Here is a 15,386-nt window from a genome sequence, read left to right as displayed (position 1 = left end):
CTTAATTTACATAAGGTATTTTTACAACTACTTTTGTTCCTTTTTCTACTTTTTCATAAACAACTCCTATATCTGTTTTATAAAACTCTTTAAGCAATTTCAACCTGTTTTCAATAACTTTTATTGATGTATCTTCTGTTTCTGATTTCCTATTCAGTATGCTTATTTGTTTTGAAGCTTCTATACCGATTCCATTATCAGTTACCGAGCATATAAATATATTTTCCTGATAAAACTCTATTACTATTTTCTTCTTTCCTTCAACCTTATGAAGTAATCCATAACGAATTGCATTTTCCACAAATGGCTGTATTACCGCTGATGGTATTTTTATTTCTTCTATATTTTTCTCTCCTCTTATTTCGTATTCAAAATCTTGTTTAAAACGTAACTTCTCTAATTCTAAATACTTTTTTAACATTGATAATTCTACACTAAAATCTACAAAACTTTTTTCGCTTGTTTTTATACTCTCTCTCATTAATAAAGAGAATTTTGTTAAATACTTATAGGCTTCCTCCTTATTTCCTGCTAATATTAAGCTCTGTATTGAATTGATTGTATTGAATAAAAAATGTGGATTCATTTGAGATTTGAGTGCTTTCAATTGAAGACTTGCCAATTCACTTCTCTTTCGTTCTTCCAACTCTAAATAAGCTTGTTCTAACTTCTCTTTACTTAACAATAATTCTTTTTCGTGCTTTTTATTTAAATTATCTGAATAATTTAAAATTACGTAAGCTGCAACAAATACAGAGAATACTAATACTGGTAAAATCGTATTATCGGGATAATGCTTGTAAATTAAATTTGGAACAAAATACAATATGAAGCAAAGCACAAGAATACTTATGTTTATCCATTTTTTTTCAATCAAAATCAATCCAATTAATGGATATATAAAATAAAAGTTTTCTATCAAACTTAATGGCGTGGTATAATTTGCAAAAACAAAAGTGATTCCTATTATAGAACATATAAACAATACCCTTGCCAATATATAAAAATGCTTATACTGAAAAAGAAAAATAATAAATATGAGAATATAAGAAATTCCATGCATTATTAAACTCCCCTCCAATTCTCTTTCAAAAATAATATCAAAAATAGTTATAACCACTATCAGTATTGACCATGTGAAACAAAAGATATTTAACAACTTTATCTTTTTATTTTCTTTTGCATCATTAGATGACAATAAACCTATATCGAATATTTTGTATATAAAAGATTTCATTTTATTTGTCCCCCACCTTTTAAGGCTGAGTTAAATTTATTTTTTTAGTTTGTTTTTAATAAAAACTTCTTCCTAACCTTAAAAATTAACTTCCTAATAAATTTATAATCCAATTGTATAAGGAAGTCTTACCACTACCCTAGTCCCTTCTTCTAGATCCTCAAAAGACACACCTATATCTACTTTATAATACTCTTTTAAGAAAATTAATTTGTCATCTATCGCCTTTGTAGAAAAAGATTCTCTTGTTACTTTATTTTGAATTTTGAGTTCTTTAGCTGCTTTAATTCCTATACCATTATCTGTTATTATACAAATCAGAACATCCTCTTGCTTAAATTCTATAAGTACTTTTTTATCATCTCCCTCTTTATGTAAAAGCCCATGTTTTAATGCATTCTCTATATAGGGCTGAATAATCATAGTTGGTATTTTTATATCTCCTACATTTTCATTTCCTATAATTTTATACGAAAACTCTTCTTTAAAACGTAATTTTTCTAACTCTAAGTATTTTTTTAATAATTGTAACTCTTCATCAAAATGAACAAAACTTTTCTTACTCATATTTAAATTTTCTCTAATTAAAAGAGAGAATTTCGTTAAATAATCGTAGGCTTTATATTTATCGCCCTTTAAAACTAAGTTTTGAATTGAATTTAAAGCATTGAATGTAAAATGCGGATTCATTTGAGATTGTAAACTCTCTAATTTAGACGACACTAATTGCTTCTGCATTCTTTCCCTTTCAAGCACCTCCTCTTGCTTTCTTTTTAACATCTTTAATCGAGCATTAAACCTATACCAAATCACTAAAAACAAAGATGTAATCCCACTTATTATAAACCACCATTCTTTGTAAAATGGTAATTGAATCTCAATATCGATCTTTTTTATATCACTTTCTTTATCACCATTAAAATCAACCGTTTTTAATTCAAACCTATATTTTCCTGCCGACAAATCATTAAATGTAATCTGATCTACACCCTTATACAAAACATCCCATTTATCATTCTTCTTATCTTTTATTAAGCGATATTTATACTGTAAACTTTCCTCTGTCAAAAAACCATTAGCATGAAATTTAAATTGTATTTTATTTTCATTATGCTTTAGGCTATAAGTATCTTTTATTTCAAGGTGTTCGTCATTTACCAAAACATCTGAAAAATAAAAATCCTGTACATCCATCTCTTTAAAAACCTTGTCTTTATCTACTTCAAAAACACCTTTATTTGAACTAAAAAACACAGATTTATCAAACACTACTATATCTGATATATTATAAGAGTTAACTCCGTCTCTCTTTGTTAAATTTTTAAACGTTCCACTCTTCACATCCAATACCTGAATTCCTCTATTAGTGGAAATCCAAAGTGAATTTTCACTTGCTTTAATTACACTTGTCAGATTAGATATCAATCCGTTTTCTTTTGTATAATTTACATAGGCTTTTCCATTTTTCACCCCTATCAAACCATCTTTAAAAGTAGACATCCATATGGTTCCATCAGCCGTTTCTTCTATATCAAGTGCAAAAATTGGCTTGTTTTTATATAAAACTGGGGTAGAATTTAATTCTTCATCATACACTTTTACACCATCAACATATCCTACATATATTTTTTTGCTTAATTTACTATAATGAGCTGAATAAGATCTTTTTCCCCCTATTCTAACTCGTTCTTCATTATCCTTTACATGATTAATAGAAGCATATGCAAATGCGGCAAATATTATTTTCCCATCTTTATACAAAGAAAAATCTTTTGCATTTCCATATGATTTAAGCTTCCGATATTTTAATGTATTAACATTTAATATTACTGAATTTGATGCAAAACTTATTAAAGCCTTTTCCTTATCCAATCCAATAATTGAAAACACTTTTTCTTTAGACCCTACATCAATATCCTTTTTCTCTCCAGTTACGACATTTAAAAGTGTTAAGTACCCATTAGTTGACCCAAACAATACTTTATCTTTTCCAACCTTACTCATCGCACTTATGTTCTGATTAACATCCTTACTTTTATATTTATTTAAATAAATATTAGGTATTATGAATATCCCATCTCTCAAAGTAGAGCACCAATAATTGTTATTAGAATCTGTGATAACTTGAGTTATTTGTTTACCCTTAAAATAACTTTTTACATGTTTTATCTCTTTATTCTCATATTTACATATATAAACCCCTATTTCTGTACAAAACCACAACTCATTATTCCTAATAAAAATCCTAATTGTAAAATGTTTTTTTAAATCTTCTGGTAGTTTTACTTTAATCAATTCATTATTCTCCTCTACAACTAACATTCCTTTATGGCTTTTAACTACATCACCATTAAAATCATAGCTATAATGAAACTGTTTATTTTGAAACTTAAAACTCCTCCAGTTTATACCTGAATATTTAACTGTATTTTTTAAACTTTGAATCCTCTTAAATGTTTTCCCATTTGTTGAATAGTTCATTTTGCTCTCACTCAGATAAAACAAAGTATCTTTCTTCTTAAAAACAGTAGCAATATAATTGTTGTTATTTATCAACTTGCTTTCTTTTGTTTTTAAGTTCACATTTAAAATATACCAATAATTAATAATTATTAAATAGTCTTTAAAAAATAGAAACTCTGCTAATTGACCATTAGCTTGCTCTTCTATATCTATAAAAAGCTTTAATTCATCATTTTCTACATAAAAAAATTGACCTGTAATATTATTACACCAAACTCTTCCTTGACTGTCTAATCTTAAACCAAAAACAGACAACGCTCTTTTTTTAGGGTGCGAATAGTTTTTAAACTCCTTTCCGTCATACCTAAAAAGCCCTTTATCAGCTGCTAACCAGATATAGCCTTTTTCATCTTCTAATACATCATAGAACTCAATATCTGGCAATCCATCTTTTTCTGTTAAATGTTCAAAAACGGGGTGCTGAGAGAACGACACCGCACTAGAAAACAACAAGATAAAGTAGAGATATAGCGTAATTTTATTTATCATAATTCAAAGCTACATTTTTAAGTAATAGTATAAACTTAAAAATAAAATATTTTAATTTCCAATTAACATTATTGTTTTAAAGGGATTACAATTGTATTTAAACAAACTGCTAATCAATATTTTTTTCTACAGAATAAACGATATTCTTTCCGAATAGCAACATATTGTTTCCGAATGGAAATTTTAAACTTCCATAAAAACAAAAAGAGACTGTTCTAAATAGAACAATCTCTTTTAAATAATATATATGCAAGTTAAATTTTACTTCACTTCTTCGAAATCTACATCTTCAACATTATCTCCCTGAGCATTATTTCCTTCAGGTTGACCTTGTTGAGCTCCTGCATTTCCTCCAGCTTGTTGCTGTGCAGCATACATTTCTTCAGAGGCAACTTTCCAAGCTTCATTAATCTTTTCCATTGCAGCATCAATTTGTGCAAGGTCTTTAGATTCATGAGCAGCTTTTAATTCTGTTAAAGCTGTTTCAATTGGACCTTTTTTATCATCTGATAATTTATCTCCAAATTCTTTTAATTGCTTCTCAGTTTGGAAAATCATAGAATCTGCTCCATTAATTTTCTCAGCTGTTTCTTTCGCTTTTGCATCTGCATCTGCATTTGCTTCTGCTTCTGCTTTCATTTTCTCGATTTCTTCATCAGATAATCCAGAAGAAGCTTCAATACGAATATCTTGAGACTTTCCTGTTGCTTTATCTGCTGCAGATACATTAATGATTCCATTTGCATCAATATCGAAAGTTACTTCGATTTGAGGAACCCCTCTTTGAGCTGGTGGAATATCTGTTAATTGGAAACGACCAATTGTTTTGTTATCTGCTGCCATTGCTCTTTCACCTTGTAATACGTGAATATCTACCGATGGTTGGTTATCTACTGCTGTAGAGAATACTTGAGATTTCTTAGTTGGAATCGTAGTATTTGCTTCGATTAATTTAGTAAATACATTCCCCATAGTTTCAATTCCTAATGATAAAGGTGTAACATCTAATAATAATACATCTTTTACATCACCAGTTAAAACTCCACCTTGAATTGCTGCTCCTAAAGAAACAACTTCGTCTGGATTAACTCCTTTACTAGGTGCTTTTCCAAAGAACTTCTCAACTGCCTCTTGAATAGCTGGAATACGAGTTGAACCTCCTACTAAAATTACTTCATCAATATCAGAAGTACTTAAATCAGCATTTCTTAACGCTGCTTGACATGGCTCAATAGTTCTCTTTACTAAATCGTCTATTAAAGCTTCAAACTTAGCTCTAGTCATTGTTCTAACTAAGTGCTTTGGTCCAGAAGCAGTAGCAGTAATATATGGTAAGTTTATTTCAGTAGAAGTTGTACTAGATAATTCAATCTTAGCTTTTTCTGCAGCTTCTTTTAAACGTTGTAAAGCCATTGGATCTTTACGTAAGTCCATATTTTCTTCTGCCATGAACTCATCAGCTAACCAGTTGATTATTTTCTCATCAACATCATCTCCTCCTAAGTGTGTATCTCCATCAGTAGCTAATACTTCAAATACTCCATCTCCTAATTCTAAGATAGAAACATCATGTGTACCTCCACCAAAATCAAATACTACAATTTTCTTATCGTCATTTGCTTTATCTAATCCATAAGCTAAAGCTGCTGCAGTTGGCTCGTTTATAATACGACGAACTTTTAATCCTGCAATCTCACCAGCTTCTTTTGTAGCTTGTCTTTGTGCATCATTAAAATATGCTGGAACAGTAATTACAGCTTCTGCTACATCCTGACCTAAGTAGTCTTCAGCAGTTTTTTTCATTTTCTGTAATACCATTGCAGAAATTTCTTGTGGTGTATATAAACGACCATCGATATCTACACGTGGTGTATCGTTATCTCCTTTTACTACTTTATAAGGAACTCTTCCTGCTTCTTTTTCAGACTCAGAAAATTTATTCCCCATAAAACGCTTGATAGAATAAACAGTTTTTGTTGGATTCGTAACAGCCTGTCTCTTTGCTGGATCTCCTACTTTTCTTTCTCCTCCTTCAACAAAAGCCACAATAGATGGCGTAGTTCTTCTTCCTTCAGCGTTAGGAATTACTACTGGCTCATTTCCTTCCATTACAGAAACACATGAGTTGGTAGTACCTAAATCTATACCTATAATTTTACTCATAATTGTTATTTATCTTTTTTAAATTTTAATTCAATTTTACGAGTAGTTATAGTCAAAGTGTATGCCAATAACTTTTTGCTTTTATTTTGGCAGAAAAAGTTTTAAAAACATACACAACAGATGACATAGTGTCACTAATTAATCATTTCTTTATAATGACTGTATACCAATTTAATATTACAGTAAGTATTTTGTAGTGCTAGAATTGTTTCTTCTGTATTCTTAAAAACAACTTTGGTTATTCCCTCTTCTATTTGTGGAGTCAATGCTCCTTGGTGTGTAGAATGCATCAGATACCAGTGTGTTTCTTTTAATCGATGCTCTCCTTTTTGAAGGAATAAGTGATAGGTATTTGTTAACTTCCTTATAATTTCTAAGTTTGAAACTCCACATTCTTCTTCAACCTCTCTAATTGCGGTTTCTTCTATGCCTTCTCCTTTCTCAATTCGTCCTTTTGGCAAATCCCATTTATTTCCTCTATAAATAAATAAGACTTCTTCATTATCATTTAAAACCAATCCTCCTGCAGCAATCATTACTTTAAACTTCATTCTAAAATCTTCCCAGTCTTTAGGCAAATTGGTTGAAAATAAATAAACGCCTTGTAACTTACCCAACTTCAACTTATAAATAACTTCATCTAAAGTTGTGTTTTTGTATATAAAAGCAGGATAATTTTCTTCATTTTTTATTGAAGTTGTAAAAATTATTGGCTTATCATTAACAAAAACTTTATACATTTGCGTTATGGATTTTAACAAAGATACGGCAAAAAAAACAGCTGAACTTCTTTTGCAGATAAAAGCAATAAAATTAAGCCCTAACGAGCCTTTCACCTGGGCTTCAGGCTGGAAATCACCAATTTACTGTGACAATAGAGTTACTTTATCTTACCCACCAGTTAGAAATTTTTTAAAAGAAAAAATAGCAAAACTAGTTGAGGAAAAACATGGTAAACCTGATGTAATTGCAGGAGTTGCTACTGGAGCTATTGCTATTGGTATATTAGTAGCTCAAGAATTAGGTGTTCCTTTTATTTATGTTCGCCCTGAACCAAAAAAACACGGTAGAAAAAATCAAATTGAGGGACATTTAGAAAGCGGTCAAAATGTTGTTGTAATTGAGGATTTAATTAGTACTGGTAAAAGTAGTTTAAATGCTGTTAAAGCTTTAAAAGAAGCGCATGCAAACGTTAAAGGAATGATTGCTATCTTTTCTTACGGTTTTGCTGTAGCAACTGAAAACTTCGAAGCTGCAAATGTTGAGCTCACTACTTTAAGTAATTATGAATATTTACTAGAACAAGCATTAGATAGTAAATATATTACCAGCGAAGAATTAAGACTTTTAGAAGATTGGAGAGTTGGTCCTAGTGAATGGAAACAAGAATCATAAAAAAATAAACACATGAATATTGAAGGAAATAAAGTAACAGTAAAAAAATCGGCAAAAGATATTTTTGATTTTTTTTCTAAACTTGAAAACTTTGAACAATTAATGCCAGAAAACACTCAAAAATTTGAAGTTGATGGTGACAGTTTTATTTTTGGTTTAAAAGGAATGCCAGAAATAAGATTAGTTATGAAAGAGAAAACTGAGTACTCAAACATTACCTTAGGAGCTGCTAGTAGTAAATTACCATTTACTTTATCTTCAGATATTAGTGAAGTTTCTGAAAACGAATGTCAAGTTGTATTAAAGTTCAATGGAGATTTTAATCCTATGATGGCAATGATGGTAAAAAAGCCATTAACTAAATTTATTGAAACATTAACAGATAATATTTCAAAAATATAAATTAAGCAAATGAAACTTCTTTAAGGTCAAATTCCTTAACGGTTTCATCTTCTAATTCTATTTGGAGTTTTCCAATACTTGAAACTCCAATTATTTTACCCATAAATAAAATGTTCTGTTTGTCTTTAAACATAGACGGAACATTTTTTTTATACAAAACCTTCAAATATTCTTTTTCTAAAAATGAATATTCCTTCTTCTTTAAAATTTCAATTTTTTCTTGAAGACTTAAAATTATTTCGTTTAATAGAAGATCCAAATTAAACTCTTTATTTAGAATTTTTTTTAAAGACGATGCATTGGGTAAATTAATAGGAAAACTATCTTGATTTACATTAATTCCAATTCCTATTATTGATGAACTAATTTGTTTTCCTTTTAAAACATTCTCAATTAAAACACCTGCTATTTTTTTATTTCCTGACATAATGTCGTTAGGCCATTTTACAGATAACTTAGGTAATTTTAAACGATTTAGCACTTCAAAAATACTTAATACAACACTATAACTTAAACTTTTTTGATTAATAATCTGCAAGTCTCTAAACTCACAAAACACACTAAAAGTCAAGTTTTTACCAGACTTCACCTCCCATTTAGCATTCATCTGACCTCTACCAGAAGTTTGACTTTTTGCTACTACAACAGTAAAGTCTTCAACAATAGAATTTTCTGCCATTTCCTTCAAAAAAGAATTAGTAGAATCGATGGCATCAAGTTTGATTATTTTCATATAAGTTTTGCAAGTAAAACAAGTATCAATATTACATAAATTACTCGCAAAAAAATAATAACTTTGCTAAAACTTAAATTTTTTTGATGACAAAAGAACAAGCAAGCGCGGACGATTTAATAGCTGTGATTATAAAGGGGATTGATGAGGTAAAAGGAGAAGACATCCAACTACTAGATTTAAGAGAAATAGAGAATACTGTTTGCGATTATTTTATAGTATGTTCTGGTAATTCTAACACACAAATTAATGCCATTTCTGGCTCTATACAAAAATTAGTAAGTAAAGAACTTAAAGATAAGCCTTGGCATGTTGAAGGGCAAGGAAATGCTGAATGGGTTCTTATGGATTACGTAAATGTTGTTGTACATATATTTCAAAAGCAAGTACGTGAATACTATGATATTGAAAGTCTTTGGGGAGATGCAAAAATCACTGAAATTAACCCAGCTTAATTGCTAACAAATTTAGACACCTTATTTTATGAGTGAAAAGAAAAAAAATACGCCAAAATTTACTTTTAATTCGTTTTGGCTGTACATACCAATCTTAGTTATTCTTTTAGGAATAAGCTATTTTAATTCTGGAGATTTAGGCTCTAGAAATATTTCTAAAAATGAGTTCACAAAAATCTTAAAGGCAAACGATATTGAAAAGATTGTTGTTGAGAATAATAATGTAGCTCAAATATTCTTAAAGCCTGAAGCTGAGAAAAAAGAGGATCACAAAAAATTAACTGATTCTCCTTTTTACAGAAAAGGAGCACCTTTATATAGTTATAACTTTGGTGATTTACAGAATTTTGAAAACGAAATTGACAAAGCTAAAAAAGAAAACAATCTTGATTTCGATAAAGCTAACATCGAAAGAACAAGTATGTTTGATACTATTATCAGCTTTTTACCTTTTATACTACTAATAGCTATCTGGTTATTCTTTATGCGAAGAATGTCTGGAGGAGCTGGTGGTGGCGCTGGTGGTGGTCAAATTTTCAATATTGGAAAATCTAAAGCAAAACTTTTTGATCAAGACACAAAAGTAAAAACAACTTTTAAAAATGTTGCTGGTTTAGAAGGTGCTAAAGAAGAGGTTCAAGAAATTGTTGACTTCTTAAAAACTCCTGAAAAATACACAAAATTAGGAGGTAAAATTCCTAAAGGAGCTTTACTAGTAGGCCCTCCTGGTACAGGAAAAACATTATTAGCTAAAGCAGTAGCTGGAGAAGCTGGAGTTCCTTTCTTCTCTTTATCTGGTTCTGATTTTGTTGAAATGTTTGTTGGTGTTGGTGCTTCTCGTGTAAGAGATTTATTTAAACAAGCACAACAAAAATCACCTTCAATCATATTTATTGATGAGATTGATGCTATCGGTAGAGCTAGAGGTAAAAACAGTATGACAGGTGGTAATGATGAGCGTGAAAATACTTTAAACCAGTTATTAACTGAAATGGATGGTTTTGGCACTGACACAAATGTTATTGTATTGGCAGCTACTAACCGTGCAGATGTGTTAGATAAAGCCTTAATGCGTGCTGGTCGTTTTGATCGTCAGATATACGTAGATTTACCAGATTTACACGAACGAAGAGAGATTTTTGAAGTACATATTAAACCATTAAGATTAGCTGACAATGCTAATTTAGAATTCTTAGCACAACAAACTCCAGGTTTCTCTGGTGCGGATATAGCAAACTTATGTAACGAAGCTGCCTTAATTGCTGCTAGAAACAACAAACCTGCTATTGAACATCAAGATTTCTTAGATGCTGTTGATAGAATTGTTGGTGGTTTAGAAAAGAAAAACAAAGTAATTACTCCTAAAGAGAAAGAAGTTATTGCTTATCATGAAGCTGGTCACGCTACAGTTAGCTGGATGCTTGAACACGCAGCTCCATTAGTAAAAGTAACTATTGTACCTAGAGGACAATCATTAGGTGCTGCTTGGTATTTACCAGAAGAAAGAAAAATTGTTCAAACAGAACAAATGTTAGATGAAATGTGTGCTACTATGGGAGGTAGAGCCGCAGAAAAATTAATATTTGATAAAATATCTACAGGAGCTTTAAGCGACTTGGAAAAAGTTACAAAACAAGCTCGTGCCATGGTTACCGTTTATGGTTTAAATGAAAAAGTAGGAAACATCACTTATTACGATTCATCAGGAAACGATTCTTTTGTAAAACCATATAGTGACGATACTGCTAAAACAATTGATGAAGAAATTTCTAAAATAATTGAAGGACAATATCAAAGAGCTATTGATATTTTAGAAGAACATAAAGATAAACTTACTTTACTTTCAGAATTATTACTTGAAAAAGAAGTTATCTTTAAAGCTGATTTAGTAAAAGTATTTGGTGAAAGACCATTTGAAAAAAAAGAAGATAACGAGAAAACAAACACATTAACTGAAGAATAGTTTTATTATTTAATGAGTTTTTTTAAAAAATTATTTAAATCATATACAGAATCATCTAGAGAAAAAAAGATTAACGAACAAGAGGTCAATCTTTCTCTAGATGATTCTTTCGTACACAACTTTATCAATAAAGGAGGGAAATTTTTATACTGTACATCTATTAAAGAAGTTACCAATAATTTAAAGCATATTCTACAAGAAAACAACTGGAAAAAAGTTACTTGTACCGATTTTGACCTATTAAAAATTGTTGAAAATGTAGATGTTAGTATCCAAAAACATTCTTCTGAATCTATTCCTTTCTTCACTTCTTGTGAACATTTAATAGCCAACAAAGGAGACATCTTATTCTCCTCTAACCAACTAGGAAGCAACAAATTATCATCTCACTCTAAGCATTTTATTGTTTATGCTACTACAAGTCAACTCGTTAAAAACATGGGAGAAGGCTTAACTGGAATTAAAACTCATTTTAGTGGTAATATTCCTACCAACATTAGCTCAACTACAAATTACAAAATAGATATTGAAGATGATAGTTTTTTAAGTTATGGAAATAGTAACTCAAAAAACTTATATTTGCTGCTCTTTGAAGACCTTTAAGATATAAATATGTCCAATCTTATAACAAGAAGTATTTCTGCACTTGTTTATGCTATAATTTTTATTTCTGCTATTCTATTTTCAGCAGAAACATATATAGGATTACTTGCAATTTTTGCAACCGTTTGTATTTATGAATTTTCTAAAATCATAAATCTTAAAAACATTATCCCTTATGTATTTTTAATTGCAATTGTACTCTTATCAATAAAACAACCAGCTTTTTCATTGACAGAACCATTAATTGCAATCTCTTTAGTTGGACTAACTGGATTACTTTATTTACTTATTAGCACAAAACCGATTAAATACGGCAGTTTTATTCAAAAGTTAGGGTTACATATTATATACCTAATACTTCCTTTTTATTTTTTAATAAAACTACCTTTTATAGATGATAACTATGTTCCTAATATGATTATTTATATCATTATTATCATATGGACTAACGATAGTTTTGCCTATTTAGTTGGTAAAAATTTTGGAAAACATAAATTATTTGAATCTGTTTCTCCTAAAAAAACAATTGAAGGTTTTATTGGAGGCTTAGCTTTTTCTATTCTTGCTGGTATTTTAATTGCAAAATTCTCCAATGTTTTCTCAACTATAAACTGGATTGTTATCGCGATTATAGTTTCTATTTTAGGTTCTTTGGGCGATTTAGTTGAATCGAAATTTAAAAGACAAGCAAAAGTAAAAGACAGCGGTACAATTATGCCTGGACATGGTGGACTATTAGATAGGCTAGATAGCTTGTTTTTTCTTGCTCCCTTCGTATATTTGTATGTACATTATATAATGTAATTATACACCTTATCATTCTTCATGATTAACGATCTAGATATAGAGTTTAATAAAGCTTACGAAAAAGCTTCTCGGATTAAAGAAAAACTCCCTCCTGATATAATGCTTAAACTATATGCATATTATAAGCAAGCTGTTAAAGGAGACCAATTTTCTTTTAATACCGATGATAACTTGAGAAATGCTTTTAAGTTTAATGCTTGGATGCAATTAAAAGGAATGAGTGAAGATGATGCAAAAAGAGAATATATCAACTTAGTCAACTCAATTATAAAATAAACAATCCTTATGAAAAAAATTATTTCTTCATTATTAATATGTGCTACTATAGGTAGCTTAGTATCGTGTAAATCGGAAGCAAAAAAAGAAGCTCCTGCTAAACCAGAGGTTAAAGTAGAAAAAAAGGCTGCTTTTGTTTTACAAGATGCAGATAATCTTATCAACTGGACAGCATATAAAACCACTAGTAAAACCCCTGTTAATGGTCAGTTTAAAAAAGTAACTATTACTTCAAACGGAGAAGGAAACACAGCAAAAGAAGCTATTAACAATGCTGAATTCTCTATTCCTGTTAGCAGTATTTTCACTAAAGATTCTAGTAGAGATTTTAAAATCAAAAAATTCTTTTTTGCTGTAATGGACAAAACTGAATTACTTTCTGGAAAATTAGTTCTAGAAAACGATTCTATTGGATATTCTGATTTAACTATGAATGGAGTTACCAAAAAGCTTCCTTTCAAGTATTCTATTAATGGAAAAAACTTTAGTCTAAGTGGAGTAATGAAGATTACCGATTGGAAAGCTGAAAAAGCATTAGCTTCTTTAAACGAAGCTTGTAAAGATTTACACAAAGGTGAAGATGGTGTTTCAAAAACTTGGGACGAAGTTGCTATCAACATCACTTCTACTTTTAAATAAAACTTATTACACATATATATAAAAGCCTAAGAACAAATCTTAGGCTTTTTTTTGATTAATATTTAATTTAATGAACACCTTTCATCATTCGTTTTATAGGCAAAGAAAAGATTATTACTAATACCCCTATTAACGAAGCTATAATTCCAAAATTTGCATACACTGACACATAAGTATACAACTGTTTAAATACTTCTGTTTTTTGCATTATAACCTCACTCGACAAACCAGTTACAAACTCTGTAACTTTTCCAAAGACGCCTTTTGAAAACACTCCTAATTCGCCATTAGAAACAGCTGTTAGTTTAGCTATTTTTCCAGCAAAAAAATGTCCGTAAAAATTAGCAGAGAACCAAACTCCCATTATGAAAGCTACATATTTTAACGGTGATAATTCTGTCATTTTCGACAAACCTATTGGTGACAAAAACAACTCCCCTACTGTATATACAAAAGTTCCTAACACCAAATAAAACATTGGCGTTTTAGCAAACTCATCTACCTGTTGAGCCGATAAACCAAATACAACAAATCCTAAACCTAAAAAGAACAATCCTAAACCAAATTTAACTACTGAGTTAGGGTTTCTTTTTATCTTGTTTAAAAAGATCCAAAGCATTGAAAATGGTATTGCCAACAGTATTATAAAACCTGAATTTATACTGTTCGTTTGAGCTGCATTCATTAAAACTAAATTAACATTTCTATCAGCAAATAATGTCAACGAACTCCCTGCTTGTTCAAAAATGGCCGAAAATAATGTATACAAAACTGTAAAATATACTGCCACTAATAACTGTTTACGTTCTGACAAAGTAACCTGTTTTAGAATATAGCTTAAGTAAACAATTAAAAAAAGCGAAACTACCCAAACCAAATAATGCTCAAATTGATGAAAACGTACAATTAATGCAAAAATAGGTACTGACAAAAAAGCTCCAATTGTTACTAAATTTCCTGACTTTATCCCTAAACTTTTTCTATTATACAATGTTTCGTTAGGAATTAAACCGTGATCTTCAAAAACTTCTCTTTTAAGCCCATTGTTAAAAACGAACAAACCTATTAACATCCCTATACCAGCTAAAACAAATCCATAATGCCAGCCATATGATTCTGCTAACCATGCACATAATAATGGAGCTACTGCTCCTCCTATATTAACCCCCATATAAAATATTGTAAACCCTGCATCTCGTCTGGTATCTTCTTTCTTATATAACTTTCCTACAAAAGAAGATATATTCGGTTTAAAAAAACCATTTCCTACTATTATTAGTGATAATGAACTATAGAAAAACACTGGATGTTCAAAAGTTAAAAAAAAGTGACCTAAAGCCATTAAAACACCTCCTAATATAATAGCCTTTCTAAAGCCTAAAATTTTATCAGCAAGTACACCTCCAATCATTGGAGTTACATACACTAAAGACATATAAGCTGCATAAATCCCGAAAGACATTTCATCTGAAAAAAGTAAATGTTTTGTCATGTAAAGCACCAACAAGGCTCTCATACCATAAAAGGAAAAACGCTCCCATAATTCTGCAAAAAATAAATACAATAGTCCTCTTGGGTGACCAAAAACATCTGTTGTTGACGTATAAGTTTTCATATAAATAAAAGTTTTAGCTAAACTATTTTTTGACTAAAACTTTTTAAAACACTGTAGTAAATTGTTATAAAAAATAAGTTTTGTGA

General features: G+C 29.9%; 14 protein-coding genes. 8 read left to right on the top strand and 6 right to left on the bottom strand.

Features of this window, described 5'->3' with window-relative positions:
- Position 1: 1 nt before the first annotated feature.
- The 4 genes from F7018_RS13985 to F7018_RS13970 form a co-directional block, all read right to left on the bottom strand.
- Positions 2-1,237, bottom strand: coding sequence for a sensor histidine kinase (locus tag F7018_RS13985; protein WP_150900717.1), 1,236 nt, complete (start codon positions 1,235-1,237; stop codon positions 2-4).
- Between the two features lie 102 nt (positions 1,238-1,339).
- The gene (locus tag F7018_RS13980; RefSeq protein ID WP_150900716.1) at positions 1,340-4,249 is read right to left on the bottom strand and encodes a sensor histidine kinase; all 2,910 of its coding nucleotides are present in this window, start codon (positions 4,247-4,249) and stop codon (positions 1,340-1,342) included.
- Positions 4,250-4,510: 261 nt separating this feature from the next.
- Positions 4,511-6,412, bottom strand: coding sequence for a molecular chaperone DnaK (dnaK, locus tag F7018_RS13975; RefSeq protein WP_150900715.1), 1,902 nt, complete (start codon positions 6,410-6,412; stop codon positions 4,511-4,513).
- Between the two features lie 134 nt (positions 6,413-6,546).
- On the bottom strand, positions 6,547-7,152 hold the full coding sequence (locus tag F7018_RS13970; protein ID WP_150900714.1) for an NUDIX hydrolase: 606 nt from the start codon (positions 7,150-7,152) through the stop codon (positions 6,547-6,549).
- Positions 7,153-7,159: 7 nt separating this feature from the next.
- Between F7018_RS13970 and pyrE the strand changes: the two genes are divergently transcribed.
- Positions 7,160-7,807 (top strand): orotate phosphoribosyltransferase, encoded by a 648-nt coding sequence (gene pyrE / locus F7018_RS13965; RefSeq protein WP_150900713.1) that lies wholly within the window; start codon positions 7,160-7,162, stop codon positions 7,805-7,807.
- A gap of 12 nt (positions 7,808-7,819) precedes the next feature.
- Positions 7,820-8,209, top strand: a complete 390-nt coding sequence (locus F7018_RS13960; protein ID WP_150900712.1) for an SRPBCC family protein — start codon at positions 7,820-7,822, stop codon at positions 8,207-8,209.
- Between the two features lies 1 nt (position 8,210).
- On the opposite strand, the gene F7018_RS13955 is transcribed toward F7018_RS13960, so the two are convergent.
- Complete coding sequence (locus F7018_RS13955) at positions 8,211-8,942, bottom strand: biotin--[acetyl-CoA-carboxylase] ligase (RefSeq protein WP_150900711.1); 732 nt, start codon at positions 8,940-8,942, stop codon at positions 8,211-8,213.
- Positions 8,943-9,028: 86 nt separating this feature from the next.
- Here F7018_RS13955 and rsfS point away from each other — a divergent pair, with 86 nt between their 5' ends.
- Genes rsfS through F7018_RS13925 form a run of 6 tightly spaced genes read left to right on the top strand, consistent with a single transcriptional unit; the run spans position 9,029 to position 13,685 of the window.
- Entirely contained in the window at positions 9,029-9,397 is a 369-nt protein-coding gene (gene rsfS / locus F7018_RS13950; RefSeq protein ID WP_150900710.1) for a ribosome silencing factor, read from the top strand.
- Between the two features lie 28 nt (positions 9,398-9,425).
- Positions 9,426-11,360 (top strand): ATP-dependent zinc metalloprotease FtsH, encoded by a 1,935-nt coding sequence (ftsH, locus tag F7018_RS13945; protein WP_150900709.1) that lies wholly within the window; start codon positions 9,426-9,428, stop codon positions 11,358-11,360.
- 12 nt (positions 11,361-11,372) lie between these two features.
- Positions 11,373-11,963: a hypothetical protein gene (locus F7018_RS13940; protein WP_150900708.1), complete on the top strand. Its 591-nt coding sequence runs from the start codon at positions 11,373-11,375 to the stop codon at positions 11,961-11,963.
- Positions 11,964-11,972: 9 nt separating this feature from the next.
- Positions 11,973-12,767, top strand: a complete 795-nt coding sequence (locus F7018_RS13935; RefSeq protein WP_150900707.1) for a phosphatidate cytidylyltransferase — start codon at positions 11,973-11,975, stop codon at positions 12,765-12,767.
- 21 nt (positions 12,768-12,788) lie between these two features.
- Positions 12,789-13,046: an acyl-CoA-binding protein gene (locus F7018_RS13930; RefSeq protein WP_150900706.1), complete on the top strand. Its 258-nt coding sequence runs from the start codon at positions 12,789-12,791 to the stop codon at positions 13,044-13,046.
- 9 nt (positions 13,047-13,055) lie between these two features.
- On the top strand, positions 13,056-13,685 hold the full coding sequence (locus F7018_RS13925; protein ID WP_150900705.1) for a YceI family protein: 630 nt from the start codon (positions 13,056-13,058) through the stop codon (positions 13,683-13,685).
- A gap of 67 nt (positions 13,686-13,752) precedes the next feature.
- On the opposite strand, the gene F7018_RS13920 is transcribed toward F7018_RS13925, so the two are convergent.
- Positions 13,753-15,300: a peptide MFS transporter gene (locus tag F7018_RS13920; RefSeq protein WP_150900704.1), complete on the bottom strand. Its 1,548-nt coding sequence runs from the start codon at positions 15,298-15,300 to the stop codon at positions 13,753-13,755.
- Between the last annotated feature and the right edge of the window lie 86 nt (positions 15,301-15,386).

This window comes from Tenacibaculum aiptasiae (genome assembly GCF_008806755.1).
Classification (GTDB): domain Bacteria; phylum Bacteroidota; class Bacteroidia; order Flavobacteriales; family Flavobacteriaceae; genus Polaribacter; species Polaribacter aiptasiae.
Note: the sequence above shows the minus strand (reverse complement) of the source record. Positions and strands in the feature narration are given on the sequence as shown.

What these genes read in the sequence shown, in the direction of transcription:
- F7018_RS13985 (WP_150900717.1), bottom strand. Translation starts at nt 1,237, where the DNA reads ATGAAATCTTTTATATACAAAATATTCGATATAGGTTTATTGTCATCT.
- F7018_RS13980 (WP_150900716.1), bottom strand. Translation starts at nt 4,249, where the DNA reads ATGATAAATAAAATTACGCTATATCTCTACTTTATCTTGTTGTTTTCT.
- dnaK (WP_150900715.1), bottom strand. Translation starts at nt 6,412, where the DNA reads ATGAGTAAAATTATAGGTATAGATTTAGGTACTACCAACTCATGTGTT.
- F7018_RS13970 (WP_150900714.1), bottom strand. Translation starts at nt 7,152, where the DNA reads ATGTATAAAGTTTTTGTTAATGATAAGCCAATAATTTTTACAACTTCA.
- pyrE (WP_150900713.1), top strand. Translation starts at nt 7,160, where the DNA reads ATGGATTTTAACAAAGATACGGCAAAAAAAACAGCTGAACTTCTTTTG.
- F7018_RS13960 (WP_150900712.1), top strand. Translation starts at nt 7,820, where the DNA reads ATGAATATTGAAGGAAATAAAGTAACAGTAAAAAAATCGGCAAAAGAT.
- F7018_RS13955 (WP_150900711.1), bottom strand. Translation starts at nt 8,942, where the DNA reads ATGAAAATAATCAAACTTGATGCCATCGATTCTACTAATTCTTTTTTG.
- rsfS (WP_150900710.1), top strand. Translation starts at nt 9,029, where the DNA reads ATGACAAAAGAACAAGCAAGCGCGGACGATTTAATAGCTGTGATTATA.
- ftsH (WP_150900709.1), top strand. Translation starts at nt 9,426, where the DNA reads ATGAGTGAAAAGAAAAAAAATACGCCAAAATTTACTTTTAATTCGTTT.
- F7018_RS13940 (WP_150900708.1), top strand. Translation starts at nt 11,373, where the DNA reads ATGAGTTTTTTTAAAAAATTATTTAAATCATATACAGAATCATCTAGA.
- F7018_RS13935 (WP_150900707.1), top strand. Translation starts at nt 11,973, where the DNA reads ATGTCCAATCTTATAACAAGAAGTATTTCTGCACTTGTTTATGCTATA.
- F7018_RS13930 (WP_150900706.1), top strand. Translation starts at nt 12,789, where the DNA reads ATGATTAACGATCTAGATATAGAGTTTAATAAAGCTTACGAAAAAGCT.
- F7018_RS13925 (WP_150900705.1), top strand. Translation starts at nt 13,056, where the DNA reads ATGAAAAAAATTATTTCTTCATTATTAATATGTGCTACTATAGGTAGC.
- F7018_RS13920 (WP_150900704.1), bottom strand. Translation starts at nt 15,300, where the DNA reads ATGAAAACTTATACGTCAACAACAGATGTTTTTGGTCACCCAAGAGGA.